Origin of the sequence: Paracoccus amoyensis, assembly GCF_014490725.1 — a bacterium.
In the GTDB taxonomy this organism is placed as follows: domain Bacteria; phylum Pseudomonadota; class Alphaproteobacteria; order Rhodobacterales; family Rhodobacteraceae; genus Paracoccus; species Paracoccus amoyensis.
The window spans coordinates 152,978-178,854 of the sequence record NZ_JACOQL010000001.1; the positions used below are offsets into that span (position 1 = coordinate 152,978).

Annotated in this window: 23 protein-coding genes and 1 pseudogene; 22 read left to right on the forward strand and 2 right to left on the reverse strand. The window is 61.4% G+C overall.

Annotated features, from left to right (window positions below; genetic code table 11):
• Window positions 1–7 precede the first annotated feature (7 nt).
• The 3 genes from otnK to H4P12_RS00775 are packed head-to-tail and all read left to right on the forward strand — an operon-like array spanning window position 8 to window position 2,666.
• Window positions 8–1,261 (forward strand): 3-oxo-tetronate kinase, encoded by a 1,254-nt coding sequence (gene otnK, locus H4P12_RS00765; RefSeq protein WP_187791689.1) that lies wholly within the window; start codon window positions 8–10, stop codon window positions 1,259–1,261.
• On the forward strand, window positions 1,258–1,911 hold the full coding sequence (otnC, locus tag H4P12_RS00770) for a 3-oxo-tetronate 4-phosphate decarboxylase (RefSeq protein ID WP_187791690.1): 654 nt from the start codon (window positions 1,258–1,260) through the stop codon (window positions 1,909–1,911). Before otnK ends, otnC begins: the two co-directional genes overlap by 4 nt.
• A complete protein-coding gene (locus H4P12_RS00775) occupies window positions 1,908–2,666 on the forward strand; it encodes a TIM barrel protein (protein WP_187791691.1) in 759 nt (252 codons plus the stop codon). The genes otnC and H4P12_RS00775 overlap by 4 nt, the downstream gene beginning before the upstream one ends.
• Here the strand turns inward: H4P12_RS00775 and H4P12_RS00780 are convergent.
• The gene (locus H4P12_RS00780) at window positions 2,663–3,841 is read right to left on the reverse strand and encodes a serine hydrolase domain-containing protein (protein ID WP_187791692.1); all 1,179 of its coding nucleotides are present in this window, start codon (window positions 3,839–3,841) and stop codon (window positions 2,663–2,665) included. The genes H4P12_RS00775 and H4P12_RS00780 overlap by 4 nt on opposite strands.
• Before the next feature lie 213 nt (window positions 3,842–4,054).
• On the opposite strand from H4P12_RS00780, the gene H4P12_RS00785 reads away from it, so the two are divergent.
• From H4P12_RS00785 to cysW, 4 genes are read left to right on the forward strand one after another with little or no spacing between them, the layout of a single operon-like run.
• Complete coding sequence (locus tag H4P12_RS00785; protein WP_187791693.1) at window positions 4,055–5,164, forward strand: sulfate/molybdate ABC transporter ATP-binding protein; 1,110 nt, start codon at window positions 4,055–4,057, stop codon at window positions 5,162–5,164.
• Window positions 5,161–6,159 (forward strand): sulfate ABC transporter substrate-binding protein, encoded by a 999-nt coding sequence (locus tag H4P12_RS00790; protein WP_187791694.1) that lies wholly within the window; start codon window positions 5,161–5,163, stop codon window positions 6,157–6,159. Before H4P12_RS00785 ends, H4P12_RS00790 begins: the two co-directional genes overlap by 4 nt.
• Window positions 6,156–7,013 carry a sulfate ABC transporter permease subunit CysT gene (cysT, locus tag H4P12_RS00795; RefSeq protein WP_187791695.1) on the forward strand — a complete coding sequence of 286 codons (858 nt, stop codon included), beginning with the start codon at window positions 6,156–6,158 and terminating at the stop codon, window positions 7,011–7,013. The genes H4P12_RS00790 and cysT overlap by 4 nt, the downstream gene beginning before the upstream one ends.
• Window positions 7,010–7,849 carry a sulfate ABC transporter permease subunit CysW gene (gene cysW / locus H4P12_RS00800; protein WP_187791696.1) on the forward strand — a complete coding sequence of 280 codons (840 nt, stop codon included), beginning with the start codon at window positions 7,010–7,012 and terminating at the stop codon, window positions 7,847–7,849. Before cysT ends, cysW begins: the two co-directional genes overlap by 4 nt.
• Here cysW and H4P12_RS00805 read toward each other — a convergent pair whose 3' ends face one another.
• Window positions 7,850–8,800, reverse strand: coding sequence for a LysR substrate-binding domain-containing protein (locus H4P12_RS00805; RefSeq protein ID WP_187791697.1), 951 nt, complete (start codon window positions 8,798–8,800; stop codon window positions 7,850–7,852).
• Window positions 8,801–8,925: 125 nt separating this feature from the next.
• Between H4P12_RS00805 and chvE the strand changes: the two genes are divergently transcribed.
• From chvE to H4P12_RS00880, 15 genes and pseudogenes are all read left to right on the forward strand, one after another.
• Window positions 8,926–9,981, forward strand: a complete 1,056-nt coding sequence (gene chvE, locus H4P12_RS00810; RefSeq protein ID WP_187791698.1) for a multiple monosaccharide ABC transporter substrate-binding protein — start codon at window positions 8,926–8,928, stop codon at window positions 9,979–9,981.
• A gap of 51 nt (window positions 9,982–10,032) precedes the next feature.
• Window positions 10,033–11,552, forward strand: a pseudogene (gene mmsA / locus H4P12_RS00815) (multiple monosaccharide ABC transporter ATP-binding protein).
• 15 nt (window positions 11,553–11,567) lie between these two features.
• Window positions 11,568–12,761 (forward strand): multiple monosaccharide ABC transporter permease, encoded by a 1,194-nt coding sequence (gene mmsB / locus H4P12_RS00820; protein ID WP_187791699.1) that lies wholly within the window; start codon window positions 11,568–11,570, stop codon window positions 12,759–12,761.
• 3 nt (window positions 12,762–12,764) lie between these two features.
• Window positions 12,765–13,754, forward strand: a complete 990-nt coding sequence (gene araD1, locus H4P12_RS00825; RefSeq protein WP_187791700.1) for an AraD1 family protein — start codon at window positions 12,765–12,767, stop codon at window positions 13,752–13,754.
• Window positions 13,755–13,763: 9 nt separating this feature from the next.
• Window positions 13,764–15,506, forward strand: a complete 1,743-nt coding sequence (gene araD, locus H4P12_RS00830; RefSeq protein WP_187791701.1) for an L-arabinonate dehydratase — start codon at window positions 13,764–13,766, stop codon at window positions 15,504–15,506.
• On the forward strand, window positions 15,506–16,420 hold the full coding sequence (locus H4P12_RS00835) for a Gfo/Idh/MocA family protein (RefSeq protein ID WP_187791702.1): 915 nt from the start codon (window positions 15,506–15,508) through the stop codon (window positions 16,418–16,420). The genes araD and H4P12_RS00835 overlap by 1 nt, the downstream gene beginning before the upstream one ends.
• 9 nt (window positions 16,421–16,429) lie before the next feature.
• On the forward strand, window positions 16,430–17,935 hold the full coding sequence (locus H4P12_RS00840) for an aldehyde dehydrogenase (NADP(+)) (RefSeq protein WP_187791703.1): 1,506 nt from the start codon (window positions 16,430–16,432) through the stop codon (window positions 17,933–17,935).
• A 46-nt stretch (window positions 17,936–17,981) separates the two neighbouring features.
• Entirely contained in the window at window positions 17,982–18,941 is a 960-nt protein-coding gene (gene ytfQ / locus H4P12_RS00845; RefSeq protein WP_187791704.1) for a galactofuranose ABC transporter, galactofuranose-binding protein YtfQ, read from the forward strand.
• 59 nt (window positions 18,942–19,000) lie between these two features.
• Window positions 19,001–20,506: a sugar ABC transporter ATP-binding protein gene (locus H4P12_RS00850; protein ID WP_187791705.1), complete on the forward strand. Its 1,506-nt coding sequence runs from the start codon at window positions 19,001–19,003 to the stop codon at window positions 20,504–20,506.
• Window positions 20,506–21,525, forward strand: a complete 1,020-nt coding sequence (locus H4P12_RS00855) for an ABC transporter permease (RefSeq protein ID WP_187791706.1) — start codon at window positions 20,506–20,508, stop codon at window positions 21,523–21,525. The genes H4P12_RS00850 and H4P12_RS00855 overlap by 1 nt, the downstream gene beginning before the upstream one ends.
• Window positions 21,522–22,502 carry a galactofuranose ABC transporter, permease protein YjfF gene (yjfF, locus tag H4P12_RS00860; RefSeq protein ID WP_187791707.1) on the forward strand — a complete coding sequence of 327 codons (981 nt, stop codon included), beginning with the start codon at window positions 21,522–21,524 and terminating at the stop codon, window positions 22,500–22,502. Before H4P12_RS00855 ends, yjfF begins: the two co-directional genes overlap by 4 nt.
• Window positions 22,499–23,341, forward strand: a complete 843-nt coding sequence (locus H4P12_RS00865; RefSeq protein ID WP_187791708.1) for an SMP-30/gluconolactonase/LRE family protein — start codon at window positions 22,499–22,501, stop codon at window positions 23,339–23,341. The genes yjfF and H4P12_RS00865 overlap by 4 nt, the downstream gene beginning before the upstream one ends.
• Window positions 23,338–24,318: an aldose epimerase family protein gene (locus H4P12_RS00870; RefSeq protein WP_187791709.1), complete on the forward strand. Its 981-nt coding sequence runs from the start codon at window positions 23,338–23,340 to the stop codon at window positions 24,316–24,318. Before H4P12_RS00865 ends, H4P12_RS00870 begins: the two co-directional genes overlap by 4 nt.
• A complete protein-coding gene (locus H4P12_RS00875; RefSeq protein ID WP_187791710.1) occupies window positions 24,315–25,217 on the forward strand; it encodes a 2-dehydro-3-deoxygalactonokinase in 903 nt (300 codons plus the stop codon). The genes H4P12_RS00870 and H4P12_RS00875 overlap by 4 nt, the downstream gene beginning before the upstream one ends.
• Window positions 25,217–25,849 (forward strand): 2-dehydro-3-deoxy-6-phosphogalactonate aldolase, encoded by a 633-nt coding sequence (locus H4P12_RS00880; RefSeq protein WP_187791711.1) that lies wholly within the window; start codon window positions 25,217–25,219, stop codon window positions 25,847–25,849. Before H4P12_RS00875 ends, H4P12_RS00880 begins: the two co-directional genes overlap by 1 nt.
• The last annotated feature ends 28 nt before the right edge of the window (window positions 25,850–25,877 follow it).

The window sequence follows — 25,877 nt, forward strand, 5'->3', positions numbered from 1 at the left end:
ACAGAATATGCTGCTTGGCTGCATCGGAGATGATTTCACCGGCTCATCCGATTTGGGGAACACGCTGGTCAAGGCCGGGATGCGGACTGTGCAATATAGCGGCACCCCGACCGATCCCGCCGATCCAGATGTCGAGGCCGGGATCGTCGCACTGAAATCGCGATCCCTGCCCGTGGAAGAGGCCGTGCGCCTGTCGCTGGAGGCGTTGGAGTGGTTGCAGGATCAGGGCTGCCAGCAGATTTTGTTCAAATACTGCTCGACCTTCGATTCCACGCCCGAAGGCAATATCGGTCCCGTGGCCGAAGCTTTGGCGCGTGAATTAGAGGCCGACCGCGTGATCTTCTGCCCGGCTTTTCCGGCGACGGGGCGCACGATCTATCAGGGGTATCTGTTTGTCGGTGACAAGCTGCTGAACGAAAGCGGCATGGAAAACCACCCGCTGACACCGATGACCGATGCCGACCTGCGCCGCTGGCTGGCGATCCAAAGCACGGTTGGCGTGGGCCACGTAAACGCCGCGACGATCTGGCAGGGTGCCGATGCCGTCCGCGAACGTCTGGATGCCGAAGCGGACGCGGGCAATCCGTTTGTCATTTGCGATGCCATCCGCGACGATGACTTGCTGACCCTTGGCCGCGCGGTGGATGGCCTGCCGCTGGTGACAGGCGGGTCCGGCATCGCGCTTGGCCTGCCCGATAACTTCCGGCGTCAGGGGTTGCTGTCGCCCGAAGGCCCGGTCTGGGAAGGACAGGTCGGGCGTGTCGTGGCGCTGTCAGGGTCATGCTCGCGGGCGACGCGGGGACAGGTGGCCCATCATATCGGATTGGGCCAACCGGCGCTGGAAATTGATCCGCGCGAAATTCTGGCCGAAACCTTCAGCGCGATCGATGCCGCCGAATGGGCCTTGGGTCAGGACGGCGTGCCGCTGATCTATTCCTCGGCCGACCCCAAGGCGGTCAGCGCGATTCAGTCGGAATATGGCACGGAAACCGTCGCACATGCGCTAGAGGATTTTTTTGCCGATGTTGCCCGTTATCTGGTGGATGGCGGCGTGACGCGGTTGATCACGGCGGGCGGCGAGACATCCGGTGCGGTGGTGGAAGGGTTGGGCATCAGCCAATTGGAAATCGGCCCCGAGATCGACCCCGGCGTGCCGGCGATCCGTGCGGGCGAGGATTTGGTTCTGGCGCTGAAATCCGGCAATTTCGGGGCCAGGGACTTCTTCGACAAGGCTGCCCGCATGCTGGGCGATGAGGGATGAGTTCTGACGCACGCCTGCGCGAACAGATGTGCGACCTTGCCCGGTCGATGTTCGATCGTGGCCTGACGGGCGGATCAACCGGCAATATCTCGGCCCGGACCGAAGATGGCGGGCTGCTGGTGTCGCCCACCGGCGCCAGCTTCGGGCGGCTGGATCCGGCGCGGCTGTCGCGCTTTGATGCGCAGGGCCATCATATCGGCGGCGACCGTCCGACCAAGGAAATGCCCTTGCATAGCGCGTTCTATGACACGCGCGGGCGGACGGCGGCGGTGGTGCATCTGCATTCCTGTCACGCGGTCGCGCTGTCCACGTTGCCCGGCGCGAATGAAGATGATTTTCTGCCGCCGATCACGCCCTATGCCTTCATGCAGTTGGGCCGGGTGCGGCTGCTGCCCTATTTCCGCCCCGGCGATCCGGCCATCGGCGATGCGGTGCGCGGTTTGGCGGGCAAACGATCCGCTGTGATGCTGGCCAATCACGGCCCGGTTGTTGCAGGTCTGGATCTGGAGGGCGCCTGCAACGCGATTGAAGAACTGGAAGCGACATCGCGTCTGGCCCTGCTTCTGCGCGGGACAACGCCCAACATGCTGAACCCACAGCAGGTTGAGGCGTTGGTTAAACTGCACGACATGGCTTGGGGGGACGCGTGACCGGATTTTCCGCCAATCTGGGTTTTCTATGGGCCGATCTGCCCTTGCCCGATGCGATCCGCGCCGCGCATCGCGCGGGCTTCGACGCGGTGGAATGCCATTGGCCCTATGATTTTGATCCCGCAGCGGTCAAAGCCGCGTTGGATGAAACCGGATTGGCAATGCTGGGCCTGAACACCAATCGCGGCAAACCCGGCGAGAATGGCCTGTCCGCTTTGCCGGGCCGAGAGGTCGAGGCCCGGGCCGAGATCGACCGCGCCATCGCCTATGCGCGCGCGATCGGCTGCGGCGCAATTCATGTCATGGCGGGGTATGGCAAAGGCGCAGTGGCGGACGCCATCTTTATCGGTAACCTGACCTATGCCTGTCAGACAGCGCCCGAACTGACCATCCTGATCGAGCCGCTGAACCGCTATGACGCACCGGGCTATTTTCTGGCCGGAACGGCGCAGGCCGCCGATCTGATGATCAAGGCCCACCAGCCCAACCTGCGGCTGATGTTTGACTGCTATCATCTGCAAATCATGGAAGGCGATCTGTCGCGGCGGCTGGAAAAACTGCTGCCACTGATCGGACATGTCCAGATCGCCGCCGTTCCCGATCGTGGCCCGCCCGACCATGGCGAGGTGGACTATCGCCATATCGTGGGCGTGCTGCGCGATCTTGGCTGGGATCGCCCGCTTGGTGCAGAATATAAACCAAGCGGACCGACAGATGCTTCGTTGGGCTGGCTGGACCTGCTGCGGGCAGTCTAGTTTTCGGCGTAAACCGCATCGCGGATGTCAAAGACGAACTTGCCGCCCATGCCTTCAAAGGCGGTGTTGGTCAACGCAACCACCGTCAGATTTTGCACCGGGTCGATGAACCACGAATGACCATAGGCACCGCCCCATTGGACCGTGCCCACCGATTGGGGCGTATGCGCGGCCCGGGGATCGACCAGAACCGCCCAGCCATAGCCAAAGCCCCAACCCGGACCCTGGGTCTGCGACTGCGGGCCGACCTGATCGGCCATCATGGTCGTGACCGTCTCGGGCTTCAGGATGGGGCCGCCACCCTGCCGGATCACTTCCAGAAAGCGCAAAATCTCACTGGCAGTCCCGATCATGCCCGCGCCACCGGATGGATAGGATCGTGGGTTCAGCGCGCGACCCAAATCGAAACGCGCGAAACTGGCACCCGTGAAGATATCCGTCTGCTCGGTCATCCGAAGGGGGGCCGGGCTGCCATCACGATAAGGCGTGACCAGCGCAACCCCTGCCGGCGCAATGAAATCGGTCTTGGTCAGGCCCAGCGGGTCAAGAATGATCTGACGGACTGCCTGTGACAGCGGCAGTTCGGTCATTTTTTCGATCACCGCACCGATCACGTCCATGCCCAGCGAATAGCGCCACCCGTTGCCCGGATCATAAACCAATCGGGCTTGTGTCAAACGGTCCAGATTTTCCGTGAGGCTTAATCCCGGCTGATCCAGCCCGTCAGATATATTCAGCCGTTCATATTCGCTGCCTGCGGGTTCGATGAAGCCATAGCTAAGGCCGGATGTATGGGTCAGCAGTTGATGCAGGGAGATGGCGGGGGTGTCGCCTGTCGCCGTCCTGGGCAGGAAATCCGGCAGAAATCTTGTGACTGGATCATCCAATGAGACCCGGCCATCCTCGACCAGCTTCATCAGCGCCGCAGTTACGATGGGCTTGGTGATCGAGGCCAATCTGAAAACAGCATCCTCGGTCATCGGGATGCCATTCTCTCGGTCATTCATCCCGGCGGTGCGGCGATAGAAAACTCTGCCATTTCGGGCGATCAGCACCACCGCGCCAACGATGCGCTTTTCCCTGATCGCAAGGTCGATGGCAGCATCCATGCGCACCGTGATGTTCGGTTCCGCATCGGTCAGGGCGTGGTCATTGATCGACAAGTTCTCTGGCATTCTGGCTTCCTTTCGGGCAGGGCCGCCACGCCGAGGCAAGGCGAAAATCGGCCCGCAATCAACGGCAAGCTGTAGCGACTTTCAGCAAGGCGCAAGCCCGCAGTATCGGCATAGAATAATATTCTCTTTTCTGGCCAAAGGTCGCCAATCGCCGTTCCTTGGCAAGGGGATGGGCGGTTGTTAACTGTTCAGCCAAGTCACAAAGGACGCATCATGTCGCTTGCCATGTCGAATATCACCCGCCGCTTTGGCCAGACCGAGGTGTTGCGCGGTATTGATCTGGACGTTGCCAAGGGCGAACTGATCGCGCTTCTGGGGCCATCAGGGTCGGGCAAGACGACACTTTTACGGATCATCGCCGGGTTGGACTGGCCCGATGCCGGGAATCTGTCCTTTGAAGGGCAGGACTGGCTGCTGAAAACGGCGGCGCAGCGCAAGATCGGCATGGTGTTTCAGCACTACGCCCTGTTTCCGCATATGACGGTGCGCGAAAACATTGCCTTTGGCCTGACCGTTCTGCCGCGTGCGCAGCGCCCCGGCAAGGCACAGATCGCCGAAACTGTTCAGCGCCTGCTGACCTTTCTGCAAATCTCGCAGCTGGCTGATCGCTATCCGTCTGAACTCTCGGGCGGTCAGCGTCAGCGGGTGGCACTGGGGCGCGCCATGGCGATTGAACCGCGCGTATTGCTGCTGGATGAGCCTTTCGGCGCACTGGACGCACAGGTCCGCCGTGATCTGCGCCGTTGGTTGCGCAGCGTCCATGACAGCGCCGGCATCACCACGATTTTCGTCACCCACGATCAGGAAGAGGCGTTTGAGCTGGCCGACCGTGTGGTGGTGATGAATGGCGGCGTGATCGAACAGATCGGCCGCCCGGATCAGATCTATGACCACCCCGCGACGCCCTTTGTCGCCCGCTTCCTTGGCCTGACGGTCGAACTGCCGGTGGTGATGAAGGCGGGCAGGGCCGAGGCTGCAGGCTTTGATCTGACCGCGCTGCCGCGCCGTGCCCTGCCCGAAGGGCCTGCCACGCTGTTCCTGCGCCCCGCCGATATTCAACCTGTTGCCGATCCGGCGGCGCCCTTTCACCTGACAGAAATCAGCTCTACCGGCGCGCTGCTGCGCGTGGTGGCCGAATCCGACAGTGGCTGTCGCATTGAAGCCGAGGTTCCGCGTCGTGACGGTCACGGGCTGGAAACCGGCATGAATGTCAGCCTTTGCGCGGTCGCGGGACAGATATTCCCCGGCCTCGCGTCGCAGCGCGCATCCAGCCCGGTTGCCGCAGAAACAACACCTCACGCCCTCAAGGAGAACCGGCTGTGAAAACCCGTTTGACGACTGCGCTTGCTTTGATCCTTGGCCTGTCCGGCCCGGCCTTCGCGCAAGACGATTCCATTCTGAACGTGTCCTATGACGTTGCCCGCGAACTGTTCGCTGAAATCAATCCGGCCTTTGCCGCCAAGTGGCAGGCCGATACCGGCCGCACGGTCGAGGTCGAGCAATCCCATGCCGGGTCGTCGAAACAGGCCCGCGCCATTCTGGAAGGCTTGCCAGCCGATGTGGTCACCTTCAACCAAGTAACGGATATCGACGTGCTGGCCGAGGGCGGCATGGTTGATGAAAACTGGCGCGAGGCGTTCCCGAACGAAGCCTCGCCCTATTATTCGCTGCCCGCCTTTCTGGTCCGCGAAGGCAACCCGAAGGGGATCGAGGATTGGGACGATCTGACGCAGGAAGGCGTTCAGGTGATCTTTCCGAACCCGAAAACCAGCGGCAACGCCCGTTACACCTATCTGGCAGCCTATGCCTATGCGTTGAAACAGAATGGTGGCGATCAGGAAAAGGCGCAGGAATTCGTGCGCAAGATCTTTGCCAACGTGCCGGTTTTTGACACTGGCGGGCGCGCTGCGACGGCGACCTTTGCCGAACGTGGTCTGGGCGATGTGCTGATCACCTTCGAGGCCGAAACCGGAGGCATTGCGGGGCAATATGCCGATGAGAAATTTCAGCGCGTGACGCCATCGCTGTCCGTTCTGGCTGAATTTCCGGTCGCCATCGTGACCGAGAATGCCGAACGCAAAGGCACAGAAGACGTGTCAAAGGCCTATCTGGATTATCTGTATACGCCCGAAGCGCAGCGCATTCTGGGCAAGCATTTCTATCGCCTGAACAACGAAGAAATCGCTGCCGAATTCGCATCGGAATTTCCTGAAGTCGAACTGGTGACCGTCGATGATGTCTTTGGTGGCTGGGATCAGGCGCAGGCCGAACATTTCGCCGAAGGCGGTATTCTGGACAAGGTCTTTGTGAACCAATGACCTCGGTGGCGGTCGCGATACCTCGCAGCGGCAGAACGCGGCGCGTTCTTCCCGGCTTTGGGCTGACGATGGGGCTGACGCTTAGCTATGTCGGCATCATCGTGCTGCTGCCCGTGCTGGCGCTGGTGCTGAAAGGGGCGGAAATCGGCCCTGTCCGCTATTGGGAAATCGTGACCTCGCCGCGCACCCTGGCGGCGCTGCGGCTGACCGTGACGGCGGCCGCAATCGCAACGCTGTTCAATGCGGCCTATGGGTTGCTGATGGCATGGGTGCTGACCCGCTATTGCTTTCCGGGGCGCAGGCTGCTGGACGCGATGATGGATATTCCCTTTGCGTTGCCCACGGCGGTGGCTGGTCTGTCCCTGACCGCGCTGTTTTCCGCGAATGGCTGGTATGGGTCGATCCTTGCCCCGGCGGGGATCAGCGTCGTCTATACCATCTGGGGCGTCGCGATCGCGATGAGCTTTACATCCGTGCCCTTCGTCGTGCGCACGGTGCAGCCGATTCTGGAGGACCTCGATCCGGCGGTCGAAGAGGCCGCCCGCAGCCTTGGCGCGTCGCCCTTCACCATCTTTCGCCGGGTGATCTTTCCGGCGATCCAACCGGCCTTTCTGGTCGGCGCGACCATCGCCTTTGCCCGTTCGCTGGGCGAATTTGGCGCCGTCATCTTCATCGCGGGCAATCTGCCGATGAAGACCGAAATCGCCTCGCTTCTGGCGATGATCCGGCTAGAGGAATATGACTACAACGGGGCCGCCGCAATCGCGCTGACGCTGATGCTGATTGCGCTGATCCTGCTGGCGCTGTCGAACTGGCTTCAATCGCGGATGCAGCGCAAAGGGGGTGTGACGTGAAACCGGCTGTCGTCCCCGGTGCGCTGGCGCCACGCGAAAAACAGACCGCTTCCCGTCTTCTGATCGGCTTGGCGGTCGCGGTCACTGCCGTCATCATCGTGGTGCCACTGATCTATATCTTCTGGCGTGCGCTGGCCGATGGCTTTGGCGTCTTTGCGCAAAACATCCTTGACCCGAACACGCTGCATGCGGTCTGGCTGACGGCGCTGGTCGCGCTGATCACCGTGCCGGTGAATATCGTCATCGGTCTTGCTGCGGCGTGGCTGATCGCGCGGTTTACCTTTCCGGGCCGCAAGCTGCTGCTGACGGTGATCGAGCTGCCATTTTCAATCTCTCCGATCATCGCGGGCGTCTGTTATCTGCTGCTTTACGGTCGTCAGGGGCTGCTTGGGCCAATGCTGGCAGATGCCGATATCCAGATCCTGTTCGCGTTGCCCGGGATCGTGCTGGTCACGCTGTTCGTCACCGCGCCCTTCGTGACGCGCGAAGTCCTGCCCCTGATGCAGGCGCAAGGGTCGGAACAGGAACAGGCCGCCCTGACGCTGGGCGCGTCGGGATTTCAGATTTTCCGGCTGGTGACGCTGCCAAATATCCGCTGGGCGCTGGTCTATGGCGCGGTTCTGGCATCCGCCCGCGCGATCGGAGAGTTTGGCGCCGTCTCGGTCGTGTCGGGTTCCATCCGGGGGCAGACGAATACACTGCCCTTGCAGATCGAGCTGCTGTTCAATGATCTGAACATCGTTGGTGCGTTTGCGGCGGCCTCGACGCTGACCTTGCTGGCGCTGGTGACCATGCTGATCAAAACCCTGGTCGAGGGGCGCACCAAAAGCGACTGATCAGCGCGTCGTCAGATCAAGGATCGGGCGACGCGACATGGTCACCAACTCTTCCCGCAGACGCAGGGCCAAGGGCGACAGCGGACGGCGCACCAGATCCAGCAGGTAATAGGGCGGCACGCGCAGGTCATGCGCCGTTTTCAGCACCGTGAACCTGGCCGAGATCGGCGGCTGGATCAGCAGTTGCGCAACCTCATCCGAGACGGCGGCGATGGCATTGCTTTGCGCCAGATAGGCGATGGTCAGCAGCATCGAGGGGCTGTCGATGATATTCTTCGGCTCGGCCAGTCCGACGCCCGCGAAGGCCGCCAGGGTGGCTTCGCGGATGGGCGATCCGCGCTGTTGCAGCACCCATTCATGGCCGACCATTTCCATTAGCGTCACGACAGATGCACGGCCAAGCGGATGGCCGACACGCGCGATCATGGTTACTTTTTCGTCGTGCATGGGCAGGATGTTGAACGCCTTGCTGTCATATTCGGGCAGGATGCGGCCAAGGACGAAGTCCATCTCTCCTGCGGTCAACTGTTTCAGCAGCTCACGGGATGGCATCACGTCGATGCTGATCTGGGCTTCCGGTGCTTCCTGCTTCACGCGGCGCACGGCGGCAACCAGATGGCTGACGGCCGGACCTGTCACCGCCCCCACCCGAACCGCGCCGGCATAGCCCTCGCGCAGATCGCGCATATCGGTGGCGATGCTCTCCATTTCGCGCAGGATCACGCGGGCGCGGCGCAGAAAGGATACGCCAAATTCGGTCGGCTCCATTCCCTTGGGTGTGCGTTGAAACAAGGCCGAGCCGATTTGCCGCTCGACCTCGGCCAGCATGCGGGATGCGGCGGGCTGTGTCATGGCCAAGGCATCGGCGGCGACCTGCAATTGACCGTGGCGGTCGATCTGGTCGATCAGGCGCAACTGTGCGGGCTTCAGGGCAAGGCGGAAATTTGACATATCATCCTTGATATACGGATGGCTTAAAATTTCATTTTACCGATATGAACTTCCATTGCTAGTCTTCGCGCCACCTAACAAGGGAACCGCAGGCGCAAAGACGCTGCGCAGGGAGGATTATACTGATGAAGCTGAATACCGCCGCGATCGCGCTTGCGATCGGTGTGTCTTGGTGCGCCGTTGGTGCAATGGCCGAAACCGTCGGGATCTCGATGCCGACGAAGTCCTCGGCCCGCTGGATCGACGATGGCAACAACATGGTCAAGCAGTTCCAGGAAGCTGGTTATGACACCGATCTGCAATATGCCGAAGATGACATTCCCAACCAGCTTGCGCAGGTCGAGAATATGATCACCAAAGGCGTGGATGTGCTGGTGATCGCCGCCATCGACGGCACGACGCTGTCGAACGCGCTGGCCAATGCCAAAGCCGCCGACATCAAGATCATCGCCTATGATCGCCTGATCCGCGACACGCCGGATGTCGATTACTATGCGACCTTTGACAACTTCAAAGTCGGCGTCGAACAGGCAAACACGCTGGTCGCCGGCCTGAAAGAGCGTTTCCCGGACACGAAGCCGTGGAATGTCGAACTGTTCGGCGGCAGCCCGGACGACAACAACGCCTATTTCTTCTATGATGGCGCGATGTCGGTTCTGCAGCCGCTGATCGACGATGGCTCGGTCGTGATCCCGTCGGGGCAGATGGGCATGGATACCGTCGGCACGCTTCGTTGGGATCCGGCGACGGCACAGGCCCGCATGGATAACATCCTGTCGGCCAATTACACCGACAAGCAGGTTCAGGCCGTGCTGTCGCCCTATGACGGGCTGTCCATCGGTATCCTGTCGTCGCTGAAAGGTGTGGGCTACGGCTCGGGCGACATGCCGATGCCGATCGTGTCGGGGCAGGACGCCGAAGTGCAGTCGGTCAAATCCATCCGCGCCGATGAACAATATGCGACCATCTTCAAGGACACCCGCGAACTGGCGAAAGTCACCGTGGGCATGGTCGATGCGATGCTGAAAGGCGGAGAGCCGGAAATCAACGACACCGAAACCTATGACAACGGCGTCAAGGTCGTTCCCTCCTATCTGCTGCAGCCGGTTCCGGTGACAAAAGGCGACATCGAATCCGTGCTGATCGGGTCGGGCTATTACACCGAAGATCAGTTGAAATAACAGGCAATAAGGCCGCCCCGCGCGGGCGGCCTTTGACCGACGGAGTCCGCCATGTCCACACTTCTGGAAATGCGCAATATCACCAAGACATTCCCGGGTGTGAAGGCGCTGAACAATGTCAGTATCGCCGTCCGCGAGGGCGAAATTCACGCGATCTGTGGTGAGAACGGCGCCGGTAAATCCACGTTGATGAAGGTGCTGTCGGGTGTTTATCCGCATGGCAGTTACGACGGGGATATCGTCTATGACAACGAAACGGCCGCCTTTCGCAGCATTCGCGACAGCGAAGATCGCGGCATCATCATCATTCATCAGGAACTGGCGCTGATCCCGCTGCTGACCATCGCCGAGAATATCTTTCTGGGCAATGAACGCGCGTCCCATGGCGTCATCGACTGGCCCGAAACATTCCGCGAAACCGAAGGTCTGCTGGCCAAGGTGGGGCTGCGTGAAACACCGGGCACACGTGTTGACAGCCTTGGGGTGGGCAAGCAACAGCTTGTCGAGATTGCGAAGGCGCTGTCCAAGAACGTGCGCCTGCTGATCCTTGACGAACCGACGGCGGCACTGTCGGAATCCGATAGCCAGGCCCTGCTGGATCTGCTGCTGGAACTGAAATCACAGGGCGTCACCTCGATCATCATCAGCCACAAACTGAACGAGGTGCGCCGCGTCGCCGATACGGTCACGGTGATCCGCGACGGCGCCTCGATTTCCACCATCGACGCGCGCGGCGGTGAACTGACCGAAGATCGCATTGTGCGCGACATGGTTGGCCGCGACATGGCGCATCGCTATCCCGAACGCGAAAGCCGGGCAGGCAATGTGGTGTTCGAGTGAAGGACTGGAACGTCTGGCATCCTGAACAGCGCGAACGGCAGGTCGTCAAGAACCTGTCGATGAACGTCCGCGCAGGCGAGGTCGTCGGTATCGCCGGGTTGATGGGGTCAGGCCGCACCGAACTTGCGATGAGCGTTTTTGGCCGCAGCTATGGCCGCGACATCAGCGGGCAGGTGTTGATGCATGGCAAGCCTGCCGATGTCAGCACCGTGGACCGTGCCATCGACGCGGGCCTTGCCTATGTGACCGAAGATCGCAAGACGCTTGGCCTGATCCTGGAGGAAACCATTCGCCGCAACACCAGTCTTGCCAATCTGAAAGGCGTGTCGCAGCGCGGCGTCATCGACGATGCCCGCGAAACCGAGGTGGCCGAGAAATACCGCAAATCGCTGCGCATCCGCACGCCGACGGTGTTCCAGAAGGTGATGAACCTGTCGGGGGGCAATCAGCAAAAGGTGGTCCTGGGCAAATGGCTGTTCACCGATCCGGAATTGCTGATCCTGGACGAACCGACACGCGGGATCGACGTCGGCGCGAAATACGAAATCTATAATATCATCAACGATCTTAGCGCGGCGGGCAAAGCTGTCATCATGATCTCGTCCGAGATGCCAGAGCTGCTGGGCATGTGCGACCGGATCTATGTCATGAATGAAGGCAGCTTTGTCGGCGAACTGACCCGGGCCGAGGCCAGTCAGGAGGCCATCATGTCGCTGATCGTCAGAGAATAAGGGAGGAAGGCGGCTATGGCACATACCGAAAGCGCCTCGGACACCGGCACCGGAATCGGTGCCTATATCGCGAAGCATATGCGCGAATACGGCCTGCTATTCGCGCTGATCGCGATCATGGTCTTTTTCCAGATCGTCACCGGCGGCACGCTGTTGCGACCGGTGAACATCACCAACCTGTTCCTGCAAAACAGCTATATCATCATCATGGCGCTTGGCATGCTGCTGGTGATCGTGGGCGGGAATATCGACCTGTCGGTCGGATCGGTCATGGGCTTTGTAGGCGCGCTGGCTGCGGTGATGATCGTCAGTTGGGACTGGCCGGTTGCGGTGGCAATCGTGGCCTGTCTGATCTGCGGCGGCATCATCGGTGCGGCGCAGGGCTATTTCGTGGCCTATTGGCGCATTCCGTCCTTTATCGTGACGCTGGCCGGAATGCTGGTGTTTCGCGGGCTTTCGCTATGGCTGCTGGCGGGCCAGTCCATCGGCCCCTTCCCGGCAAGTTTTCAGGCGCTGTCGAACGGCTTCATCCCCGACCTGTTCGGCGTCGGAAAACCGAATGTCCTGGCGATGGCGGTCGGCCTCGTCACCGTGCTGGTTCTTGTCTGGCTGGGCATGCGCACCCGCGCCCGCAACGCGCGTTACGGCATCGAGGATGAGCCGATGGGCCTGTTCATCCTGCGCAACGCCATCGTCGCCGCCGCCCTGCTGTTCGTGACATGGAAGCTGGCATGGTTCCGCGGTTTGCCGAACGTGCTTCTGTCCATGGTGATCCTGACGGTGATCTATGTGTTCATCACCGAACGCACGACGCTGGGCCGCAGGGTCTATGCGGTGGGCGGCAACGCCAAGGCAGCCAAGCTGTCGGGCATCCGCACCGAACGCCTGACTTTCCTGACCTTTGTGAACATGGGCGTTCTGGCTGCGCTGGCCGGCCTGATCTATGCTGCGCGTTTGAACACAGCGACGCCGAAAGCGGGCTTCGCGGTCGAGCTGGACGTGATCGCCGCTGTCTTCATCGGTGGCGCGTCGATGGCTGGCGGGTCGGGCAAGATCGTCGGCGCTGTGGTCGGCGCGTTCATCATGGGGGTGATGAACAACGGCATGTCGATCCTGGGGATTGGCATCGACTATCAGCAGGTCATCAAGGGGCTGGTGCTGTTGGCTGCTGTTTTCTTCGACGTCTACAACAAGAACAAAGAGGGCTGAAGGATGCTGCTGTCGCAACTGAAACTGCCCGATGGAAGCCGCGCGGTCGCGGTGCGTCAGGGCGACACGGCAACATTGGTGCCGGGTGTGTCCACGACGGTTGAGCTGGCGCAGGCCGCGATTGATGCGGGCCGCAGCCTGGCCGCCGAAATTGCCGCACGCGGGCAGGGTGCAGCCGTTGATCTGGCCGCCGCACTGGCCGAAGGGCGGATGCTGCTGCCGGTGGATCATGCCGATCCCGCGCATCTGCATCTGACGGGAACGGGGCTGACCCATCTGGGGTCGGCCGCCACCCGCAACTCGATGCACAAGAAGGCCGATCCCGACGATCTGACGGACAGCATGAAGATGTTCCGCATGGGTCTGGAAGGGGGCAAGCCGGATCACGGCGCGGTTGGCGTTCAGCCGGAATGGTTCTGGAAGGGGAATGGCTATGCCGCCATCGCGCCCGGTGCCGATCTGACCTCGCCCGGTTTCGCGCTGGATGCGGGCGAAGAGCCCGAGATTGCGGGCATCTATCTGATCGGTGCGGATGGCACGCCGTTCCGCCTTGGCTTCGCGCTTGGCAACGAATTTTCCGACCATGTGACCGAACGCGGCAACTACCTGTGGCTGGCCCATTCAAAGCTGCGTCCCGCCAGCTTTGGCCCCGAAATGCTGATCGGTGATCTGCCCCAACATGTCGAAGGCACCAGCCGCGTGATCCGCGATGGCAAGGTGATCTGGGAAAAACCTTTCCTGTCGGGCGAGGCGAACATGTCGCACAGTCTGGGCAATCTGGAACATCATCACTTCAAATATGACCTGTTTCGCCGGTCCGGCGATGTGCATGTGCATTTCTTCGGCACCGCCACGCTGTCCTTTGCGGATGGTGTGACCGTGCAGCCTGGCGATCAGTTTCAGATTGCCTGCGACGCGTTCGGCCTGCCTTTGCAGAACGGCCTGAGCCAATTGCCAAATGACGCGGCCCCGGTCGCCGTCTCTGCCCTTTGAGAAATCGACATGACTTTCACCCCCGCACCCTGGCCGCGTAAGCTGCGTTCACAGCATTGGTATGGCGGCAATTCCCGCGACACGATCTATCATCGTGGCTGGCTGAAAAATCAGGGCTATCCGCATGACCTGTTCGATGGCCGCCCGATCATCGGCATCATGAACACCTGGTCGGACCTGACGCCCTGCAACGGGCACCTGCGCGAACTTGCGGAAAAAGTGAAGGCGGGCATCTGGGAGGCCGGTGGCTTCCCGGTCGAGGTTCCGGTGTTCTCGGCTTCCGAAAACACGTTCCGCCCGACGGCGATGATGTTCCGAAATCTGGCCGCCCTGGCGATCGAGGAAACCCTTCGGGGACAGCCCATCGACGGCGCGGTGCTGATGGTCGGCTGCGACAAGACAACGCCCAGCCTGCTGATGGCGGCGGCGTCATGCGATGTGCCCTCGATTGTCGTGACGGGCGGTCCGATGCTGAACGGCTATTTCCGTGGCGAACGTGTCGGGTCCGGCACCCATCTGTGGAAATTCAGCGAGGCCGTGAAGGCCGGAGAGATGACGCAGGACGAATTTCTCGAGGCCGAGCAGTCGATGAGCCGATCCTCGGGCACCTGCAACACCATGGGCACCGCCAGCACCATGGCCAGCATGGCCGAGGCGTTGGGCATGGCGCTGTCGGGCAATGCCGCGATCCCGGCGGTGGACAGCCGCCGCCGCGTGATGGCGCAGATGTCGGGGCGCCGTATCGTGCAGATGGTCAAGGATGATCTGAAGCCGTCGGACATCATGACGAAAGCCGCCTTTGAAAATGCGATCCGCACGAATGGCGCGATTGGCGGCTCGACCAACGCGGTTGTTCATCTGCTGGCGATTGCGGGTCGGGTTGGTGTTGATGTGACGCTGGATGATTGGGACCGTTGCGGGCGCGACGTGGCGACCATCGTGAACCTGATGCCGTCAGGAAAATACCTGATGGAGGAATTCTTCTATGCCGGTGGTTTGCCCGTCGTTCTGAAACGTCTGGGCGAGGCGGGCTTGCTGAACAAGGATGCGTTGACCGTCAGCGGCGACACCATCTGGGATGAGGTCAAGGATGTCGTCAACTGGAACGACGATGTCATCCTGCCCGCCGACAAGGCGTTGACCCAACAGGGCGGTATCGCCGTGCTGCGCGGCAACCTTGCCCCGAATGGCGCGGTGCTGAAACCATCCGCCGCCAGTCCGCATCTGCTGACCCATCGGGGTCGCGCCGTCGTGTTCGAGGATATCGACGACTACAAGGCGAAGATTGACGACGATGCGCTGGATATCGACGAAACCTGCATCATGGTGATGAAGAATTGCGGCCCCAAGGGTTATCCGGGGATGGCCGAGGTCGGGAATATGGGGCTGCCGCCCAAGGTGCTGAAAAAGGGCATCACCGACATGGTGCGGATCAGCGATGCGCGCATGTCGGGCACCGCCTATGGCACGGTGGTGCTGCATACCAGCCCGGAAGCTGCGGCGGGCGGCCCGTTGGCCGTGGTGCGCAACGGTGACATGATCGAATTGGACGTGCCGAACCGCCGCCTGCATCTGGATATCAGCGACGAGGACTTGGCCGCGCGGCTGGCCGAATGGACGCCGCTGCCCGACCAACCGACCGGCGGTTACGCATGGTTGCATCAGGCCCATGTGATGGGGGCGGATACCGGGGCCGATCTGGACTTCCTGAAAGGATGTCGCGGCAATGACGTCGGAAAGGACAGCCACTGATGAAGATCGCGCTTGTCGGCATTGGAAAGATCGCCGTGGATCAGCATGTCCCGGCGATTGCGGGTGGTCCGGATTGGGAACTGGCGGCCACTGTTTCGCGCAGCGGCAAGGTCGATGGGGTCGAGGCGTTTACCAGCATCGAAGATATGCTGTCGGCACGCCCCGACATCGGCACCGTCAGCCTGTGCCTGCCACCCGTTCCGCGCTTTCAGGCGGCGCAGGCCGCGTTGCTGGCCGGGCGGCATGTGATGCTGGAAAAACCTCCGGGCGCCACCTTGGCCGAGGTGCATATCCTGCATGATCTGGCGCGGGCGCAGGGCGTGTCGTTGTTTGCGACATGGCATTCGCGCTGTGCTCATGGCGTCGCCAGCGCGAAAGCGTGGCTAGCCGACCGGACCATCCGTGAAGGCCGCGTGATCTGGCGCGAGGATGTGCGCAAATGGCATCCCGGTCAGGACTGGATCTTCGAGGCCGGCGGCATGGGCGTCTTTGACCCCGGTATCAACGCCACCTCGATCCTGACCGAAATTCTGCCTATGCCAATCTACCTGACAGGCGCCGAAATCGACATTCCCGGCAACCGTCAGGCCCCGATTGCCGCGCGGTTGCAATTCAGCGGCAATATCACCGCCGATTTTGATTTCCGCGAGCAAGGCCCGCAGACATGGGACATGGAATTTGTCACCGATGGCGGACATCTTGCGCTGCGCAATGGCGGCAACAAGCTGGAAATCGATGGCAAGGCGGTAGAGGGCGACGACAAGATACTGGGCGCGGAATATCCCACGCTTTACGCGCAGATGGCGCAGTTGATCGGCGAAAAGCGTTGCGACGTTGACCTGTCCCCCATGGTTCTGGTCGCCGATGCTTTCACGCTTGGCCGCAGAAACACAGTCGAAGATTTTGAATTCTAAGGAAGAACGATGACCTACACTCCGAAAGGGAAACATCTGATCGCAGGCGAATGGATCGACGGGGACAAGACCTTCGCATCCTCGCCAGCTCATGGTCCGGTGCATGAATTCGCCTCGGGCAACGAGGGGCTGGTTGATCGCGCGGTTTGGGCGGCCGAGCAGGCGTTCGAGGTTTATGGCTATACCAGCCGGGCGGAACGGGCCGCATTTCTGGATGCCATCGCGGATGAGATCGACGCACGCGGCGATGATGTGACCGAAATCGGGACACAGGAATCCGGGCTGCCTGCCGGGCGGTTGCAGGGCGAACGCGGCCGGACGACGGGGCAGTTGCGCCTGTTTGCGCAGCATATCCGGGATGGCGACTATCTGGATCGCCGACACGACGGTGCATTGCCGGATCGCCAGCCGCCACGTCCTGATTTGCGTCTGATCCAGCGCCCGATCGGCCCGGTCGCGGTCTTTGGTGCGTCCAACTTTCCGCTGGCGTTCTCAACAGCAGGTGGCGACACGGCATCTGCGCTGGCGGCGGGCTGTCCTGTCGTCGTCAAGGGCCACCCGGCCCATCCGGGCACGGGTGAAATCATCGCCGAAGCCATCCACGCGGCCATCCAGAAAACCGGTATGCCCGCGGGCGTCTTTTCCTTTATCCACGGGGATAGCAACGCGGTGGGCAAGGCGCTGGTCGAACATCCGCTGATCAAGGCCGTTGGCTTTACCGGCAGCCTGCGGGGCGGTCGCGCATTGTTCGATCTGTGCGCGGCACGGCCCGAGCCGATCCCGTTTTATGGCGAATTGGGCAGCATCAATCCCTGCTTTGTGCTGCCCGAGGCGTTGGCCACCCGTGGCGCGCAAATCGCAGAAGGCTGGGTCGGCAGTCTGACGCTTTTCGCGGGTCAGTTCTGCACCAATCCCGGCTTGCTGGTTCTGCCGGCAGACGGCGCCGACGCCTTTGTCGATACCGCCGCGAGGGCGTCAGACGCCGTGGCCGAACAGGTCATGCTGACCCATGATATGGCGCAGGCCTATCGTGACGGGGCTGGGCGGATTGGCGATCTGGCCGCGACCGTGACGCGAACGGAAAGCCATGGGCGCAATGCCCGCCCGAACGTCTATCGCACGACCGCCGATGACTTTCTGCGCGACCATGCGCTTGGCGAAGAAGTCTTTGGCCCGATGGGTCTGATCGTCACTGTCAAGGATGACGACCAGATGATCGATTTGGCACGCGGGCTGGAGGGGCAACTGACCGCGACCCTGCAAATGGATGATGCCGACATCCCGCTGGCCGCTCGGCTGATGCCGGTCCTGGAACGCAAGGCAGGCCGGGTGCTGGCGAATGGCTGGCCCACGGGGGTCGAGGTTGCCGATGCCATGGTTCACGGCGGCCCCTATCCGGCCAGCACGAATTTCGGTGCAACCAGCGTTGGCACGATGGCGATCCGCCGCTTTCTGCGTCCGGTCAGCTATCAGAACATTCCCGACGCCCTGCTGCCCGAAGACTTGCGCGACTGACCATACCGGCCGCGCCCACCCACGGTCATAAATCAGGGAGGATACCATGACCAGAAAGACCCTTTTCACGACGGTTGCTGCCATGGCCATCTCGGCCACGGCGGCGCTGGCCGATGGCGAAACTGTCGGCTTTTCCCAGATCGGATCTGAATCCGGCTGGCGCGCTGCAGAAACGACGCTGACCAAAAGTCAGGCGGAAGAACGCGGCTATCAGCTGCAATTCTCGGACGCGCAGCAGAAGCAGGAAAACCAGATCGCGGCGTTGCGTTCCTTTATCGCGCAGGGCGTCGATGCGATTTTGCTGGCCCCGGTCGTGGCGACCGGCTGGGATTCCGTTCTGCAAGAAGCGAAAGAGGCTGAAATCCCGGTCGTCCTGCTGGACCGTCAGGTGGACAGTTCGGATGATCTGTATCTGACGGCTGTCGGATCCAATCTGGTGCATGAGGGTGAGGTCGCGGGCGGCTGGCTGGTCAACGAGGTCGGCGACAGGGAATGCAGGATCGTCGAACTGCAAGGCACTACCGGATCCAGCCCTGCCATCGACCGCAAGACGGGCTTTGAAAACGCCATCAAGGACCACGCCAACCTGTCCATCGTCCGCAGCCAGACCGGCGATTTTACCCGTGCACTGGGCAAGGAGGTGATGGAAAGTTTCCTTCAGGCCGAAAACGGCGGCAAGGATATCTGCGCGCTTTACGCCCATAATGACGATATGGCCGTGGGCGCAATCCAGGCCATCAAGGAGGCCGGGTTGGCACCGGGCAAGGATATCCTGATCGTGTCTATCGATGGCGTGCCGGATATTTTTCAGGCCATGGCCGCGGGCGAAGCAAACGCCACGGTCGAACTCACGCCGAATATGGCAGGGCCTGCGTTCGATGCGCTGAAAGCCTATTGGGCGGACGGGACCGAGCCTGCGAAATTCATCCAGACGGAATCGAAGTTGTTCACGCAATCCGATGATCCTGCTGGTGAATACGAGGCGCGTAAAGGTCTGGGTTACTGATCCATGGTCTGCCGGGCCGCGCAACTGCATGGCCCGGCATCAGACAGAAAGGCGGCAACATGCTTCTGTCCATCCGATCCCTGAACAAGATGTTCCCCGGAACCCGCGCCCTGGACGGCGTCGATTTCGACCTGCAAGCGGGCGAGGTCCACGCGCTTCTGGGCGAAAACGGTGCGGGAAAATCCACATTGATCAAATGCCTGACCGGGGCATATCGGCGCGACGGGGGCACAGTGCTTTTGGAGGGGACGGAAATCGCCCCGCAATCCACTGTTCAGGCGCAGGATCTGGGCATCGGCACCGTCTATCAGGAAGTGAATCTGCTGCCCAATCTGACTGTCGCGCAGAACCTGATGTTCGGTCGGGAACCGCGCCGCTTTGGTCTGATCGACAATCGCGCCATGCGGGCGCAGGCGCGGCGGATGTTGCAAGCCTATGGGCTTGATCTGAACGTGGACCGCAATCTTGGCAGCTACTCCGTTGCCATTCAGCAGATCATTGCGATCGCCCGCGCGGCGGCGCTGTCGGGCAAGGTGCTGATCCTTGATGAACCGACCGCCAGTCTGGACGCGCAAGAGGTTCAGTTGGTTTTCGACGTGGTGCGCGGCCTGCGCGAACGCGGGCTGGGCATCATCTTCGTGTCGCATTTTCTGGATCAGGTCTTTGACCTGACCGACCGTGTTACGGTGCTGCGAAACGGCCGCAAGATCGTGACTGAAAACACCCGCGATCTGAACCGGGTCAGCCTGATCGGTCACATGCTGGGCCGCGAACTTGAAGATGCGACCAGCCATGACACCATAAACCGGGGACCGCGCCCCCCGATGCTGCGCTTTGAGGGGATCGGCAGTCGGGGCGTGATCGCGCCTTTCGACCTGGCCGTGGGACAGGGAGAGGTTGTCGGCCTGGCTGGGCTGCTAGGGTCTGGCAGGACCGAAACGGCTGAACTGCTGTTCGGGCTGCGCAATGCGGCGACTGGCAGCGCCCGCGACCAATCGGGTAAGATCGACATCAGCAATCCACGCGCCGGGATCCGCAACGGTTTCGGCTTCGCCCCGGAAGATCGCAAAACCGATGGCATCGTCGCGGACCTGTCGATCCGCGAAAACATCACCCTTGGCTTGCAGGCCCGCCGTGGCTGGGCACGGCCGATCCCGCGCGATCAGCAGAACCGGCTGGCGGATGATTACATCAAACGTCTGGATATCCGCACGACCGGGCGCGAAAAACGTATCGGAGAGTTGTCTGGTGGGAATCAGCAGAAAGTTGTGCTGGCCCGATGGCTTGCGATGAACCCGCGCTTTCTGATCCTGGACGAACCAACGCGCGGCATCGACGTTGGCGCCCATGCCGAGATTGTCCGGCTGATCCACGAACTGACGGATCAGGGCATGTCGTTGCTGGTGATCTCATCCGAGATTGACGAACTGATTGCAGTCTCGGACCGGGTGATCGTCCTGCGCGACCGCCGGCATGTCGCAGAACTGACCGGCGATCTGATGAACCCGGACCAGATCATGAAAGCCATCGCCGCGACAGACGCGCAGACCAAGGAGCTAGCCTGATGATGGCGGCACTGAAACGTCTTGCCCCGCAGATCATCGCGCTGATTGCGCTGCTGGTATTGGTCACGGCGGTTTACCCGTCCTTCCTTTCGGTGACGCTTGCCGACGGGCGGTTGGTCGGTCCGTTGATCGATGTCGTCAAACGCGCCGCGCCGGTGGCCCTGCTGGCGACGGGAATGACGCTGGTGATTGCCACGCGCGGGATTGATCTGTCCGTCGGCACGATCATGGCGATCTGCGGTGCGGTTGCGGCGGCGGCGATTTCGGCCGGCTGGGGGCTGCCTGCCGCAATCTTGCTGGCCTTTGCTGCGGGTGCGCTGGCAGGGCTGTGGAATGGCGCGCTGGTCGCGATTGTCGGCATCCAGCCCTTTGTCGCCACGCTGATCCTGATGACGATGGGGCGCGGCATCGCGCAATTGATTACCGAGGGGCGCATTCTGACCTTTACCGATCCGGGTTTTGCATGGCTGGGGTCGGGCACATTGCTGGGTCTGCCCGTGCCTGCATGGCTGTGGATCATCACGGCGCTACTGGTCACCTTGCTGATGCGGCGCAGTGCGCTTGGCCTGCTGATCGAGGCTATCGGCATCAACCGTCGTGCCAGCGCCCTGGCTGGGGTAAATGCACATGTTCTGCTGATCGCGGTCTATGTCGCCTCGGGTCTGTGTGCGGCATTGGCCGGGTTGATCGTCACCGCCGATATTCGCGGCGCGGATGCCAATAACGCCGGGCTGTGGCTGGAACTGGACGCCATTCTTGCCGTGGTGATCGGGGGAAACTCCCTGCTGGGCGGGCGTTTTTCGATTGCAGCGTCGATTATCGGCGCCCTGATCATTCAAATCATCACGACCGGGATCAGGCTGGCCGGTTTTCCGTCGGAATATAACCTTGTCATCAAGGCGGTGCTTGTTCTGATCATCCTTGTGCTGCAGTCGCCGCGTATAGCCGCCGAATGGCGTTTGTGGCGGGACAGCCAGCGGGCCGCCAGGGAAGCGGCCTTGCAGGGAGGCGTCAGATGAGCACCCGCGCCCTGCCGCTTTACATCACCATCGGGATCTTTCTGCTGGCCTATCTGCTGTGCTGGATACAGTTTCCGAACATGTTGTCCACACGGGTGATCGGCAACCTGCTGACGGATAACGCCTATCTGGGCATTGTCGCCGTGGGCATGACCATGGTTATTCTGTCGGGCGGGATCGACCTGTCTGTGGGGGCGGTCATTGCCTTTTCCGGCGTGTTCATTGCGGTGCTGTTGCGCGATACCGGGCTGCACCCGCTGATCGTGTTCACGTTGCTGCTGATGCTGACCACGGCTTTCGGCGCGGCAATGGGCTTCCTGATCGACCGGCTGGCGATGCCCGCCTTCATCGTGACGCTGGCGGGAATGTTTCTGGCCCGTGGCGCGGCCTATATGCTGTCGATTGAATCCGTGCCGATTACGCATCCGTTCTATCAAACATTGCAAGGCGCCTATTACCTGATGCCGGGCAAGGGGCGGCTGACGCTGATCGGTGTGTTGATGGTGCTGACCTTTGTCGCGGGGATGATCGTTGCCCATCGCACGCGCTTCGGCACCAGCGTCTATGCCCTGGGCGGGGGCGAGACGACGGCTCGTCTGATGGGCGTCCGGCAGGGACGCACGACCATCATGGTCTATGCGTTTTCCGGACTGATGGCCGGAATGGCCGGGATCGTATTTTCGATCTATACCGGATCGGGTTATTCGCTGGCCACTGTGGGAACCGAGTTGACGGCGATTGCCGCCGTGGTGATCGGCGGCACCCTGCTGACGGGCGGGGCGGGCTATATGTTCGGCACGCTGATCGGGGTGCTGACCATGGGACTGATCCAGACCTACATCGTTTTCGACGGCACCTTGTCCAGCTGGTGGACAAAAATTGTGATCGGCATTCTGCTATTGGCGTTTATTCTGTTACAAAAAGGACTGCTGAGGTTGTCGCAAATGCGGATGGCGCAGCAAAGGGGACAAGCATGACAGCAATTGTTTTTGATGATCGGGTTTGCGAATTGGGCGAAGGTGCCTTGTGGCATCCCGAAAGACGTCAGTTTTTCTGGTTTGACATTCTGCGCCGCCGTTTGCTGTCACGGGATGACACTGGCCCTTTGGAATGGCGCTTTGACCGCATGGCGTCCGCTGCGGGCTGGATCGACCGGGACCGCCTGCTGATTTCGACCGAAACGGGGCTGGCGGTTCTGGATCTGACATCGGGCGCGCTGACCGATCTTGTCGCGGTCGAGGCGGATGACGCCGCCACCCGCTCCAACGATGGTCGCGCGGATCGTCAAGGTGGTTTCTGGTTCAGCACGATGGGTAAATCCGCGCAGCCCGGGGCAGGGGCGATCTACCGCTATTACCGCGGCGAGGTTCGCCAGCTTTTCGATGACGTGACCATCCCGAACGCGATTTGTTTTTCAGCGGATGGGCGGATCGCGCATTTTGCCGACACGCATCTGGGCCTTGTCTGGCGGAAGCGGCTGGACGCTGACGGTTGGCCCGAAGGACGCAGAGAACTGTATCTGGATCTGAGTGAATGGGACGAAGGCCCGGACGGCGCGATCATGGATGCCGATGACGGCTTTTGCTGCGCCCTGTGGGGACAGGGGGCTGTTCAGCGTTTTGACGCGACAGGCAAGCAGACGCATCGCTTTGACGTGGGAGGTCAACACAGCTCTTGCCCCGCATTTGGTGAGACTGGGCAGATGCTGGTCACGACCGCGTTGGAAAATATCGACAATCCTGATGCGCAGCAGGGTCTGACATATCTGGTCACCCATGATCTGCTCACGATCCCCGAGCCTCGGGTCATTCTGTGACCGTTTCAACCGTCGCAACTTTGCCCGATGGCCGGGTTGTGCAGCGCATCACTCTGCAATCACAGGGCATGACCGCGCAGGTGCTGACGCTTGGCGGGATCGTGCAGGATTTGCGGATGGACGGCGTCGCCGCTCCGCTGGTTCTGGGCAGCCCGGACGTGGCCGCATATCTGGGTCGGGCGCGATATTGGGGCGCAATCGTCGGCCGCTTTGCAAATCGCATCGGCGGCGGGCGATTTGCGCTAAACGGTCGTGACTATCAGACCGATCAGAATTTTCTGGATCGGCATACCTTGCATGGCGGATCGGACGGTCTGGATCAGCAAATCTGGACGGTCGAGGACCTCGCGGCTGACCGGGTTACGCTGTCCGTCAGCCTACCCGATGGCCATATGGGCTTTCCCGGCAACTTGCATGTCATGGCGGAAATAGCACTGCACGCCTCAACGCTGGCGTTCGATTTCACCGCTGAAACGGATGCCCCGACGCCTTGCAGCCTTGCCCATCACGGCTATTTCAATCTGGACGGTGGTGGTGATGTCCGGCACCATGAGCTGTGGATCGATGCCGACCGTTACCTGCCCGTCGATCAGGATCTGATCCCGCTGCCGGGAATGGCGCCGGTGGCCGGGACGGCCTTCGATTTCCGGCAACCGCGCCAGATCGGCGCATCCGGTTATGACCATAATTTCTGCCTGAACAATGGATCTGGGCAACGGGAAACGGTCGCGCGCCTGACCGGTCGGTCCGGGCTTCGCATGACAGTTACAACCGATGCACCCGGATTGCAGTTTTACGATGGTCGCCACTTCAAGGCCGAGCCGGGACTGGACGGGCAGACCTATGGCGCCCATGCGGGCGTGGCACTGGAAACGCAATCATGGCCGGATGCGCCCAACCGGCCCGATTTTCCCGATGCGATCCTGCGGCCCGGCGAAAAATATCGCCACTCCGTTTCATATGGATTCAACCAATGACGGCCAGTTTGATCGGCCTTGATTGGGGCACAACCTCGTTTCGTGCGTGGCGTATGGGCGCGGACGGGCAGGTTTTGGATCGCGTCAACCAAGGCCCCGGCATTCTGGCCGCGGCGAAACTGCCCGGTGGGTTTCAGGCTGCGTTGACCGCCGCCATTGGCCCGTGGCTGCACCCATCCGTGCCGATCATCGCGTCCGGCATGATCACCAGCCGGAATGGTTGGGTCGAAACGCCGTATCAGCCGCTGCCTTTGGGCGTCGAGGCGTTGGCGCAGACGCTGGTCGATGAGGATTTCGATGGCCACCGCATCTGGTTCGTCAGCGGTGCGATCAGCGACCGCGACGGCCCGTCGCCAGATGTCATGCGTGGCGAGGAAACCGAGATCATCGGCCATATCGCCGCCAGCGGTGTCAGCGAGGGCCGGTTCATCCTGCCCGGCACCCATAACAAATGGGCGCAGGTTCAGGACGGCAAGCTGACCGCGTTCCGCACCGTGATGACCGGAGAGGTGTTCCAGCTGTTGTCCGAGCATTCGATCCTTGGTCGGCTGATCCAGCAGGGGGCACCCAGTCCAGCGGCGTTTCTGCGCGGTCTACAGGCGGGCGCGGCCGATGGGCCATTGCTGGGACGTATCTTTTCGGCTCGCAGTCTGGCGCTGATGGACCGGCTGGCTGCGACCGAGGTGGCAGACTATCTGTCCGGCCTGCTGATCGGGGATGAGGTCGCGCATTCCGTGACCGAGGATGCGCAACGGACGGTCACCATCATCGGTCGCGGTGATCTGGCCGAACGCTATCTGATGGCGCTACAGACCAAGGGAATTGAAGCCACGATTGCCGCGCCCGGAATGGCGCAGCGCGGGCTTTGGACAATCGCAAAACATGCGGGGATAATCTGATGACGAACTGGCAGAAAGCCTTTGACGCCTGCCCATTGGTTGCAATTTTGCGCGGCGTTCGCCCGGATGAGGTTGTCGATATCGGCAAGGCATTGACCGAGGCGGGCTTTACGCTGATCGAAGTGCCGCTGAATTCGCCCGATCCGTTGGACAGCATTGCGCGGCTGGCAAAGGAACTGCCCGATGCGATTATCGGTGCGGGAACCGTTTTGCAGGCCGAAGACGTGCGGGCGGTCCATCAGGCGGGGGGACAATTGATCGTTGCGCCGAATTTCGATCCGGCCGTCGCGGCCGAAGCCGCCCGGCTGGGCATGGTCTATTTCCCCGGCATCGGCACCTTATCCGAAGCGTTTGCCGCGCTGAACGCTGGTGCCGCGGCGCTGAAGCTTTTCCCGGCAGAAATGTTTCCTCCGGCTGCGGTCAAGGCGATGCGCAGCGTATTGCCCAAAGATATACGGCTGTTGCCGGTCGGCGGCGTCAATGCGGAAACCATGTCGCGCTATTGGCAGGCGGGGGCGACTGGTTTTGGTCTGGGGCAGTCGTTGTATCGTCCGGGTCAGACAGCGATTGAAACCGCAACCCGTGCGGCAGAGTTTGTTGCAACCTGGCGGCGGATCGCGGAAAGCACATAGCAAAATTCGATTCGCATGACCGAAAGAA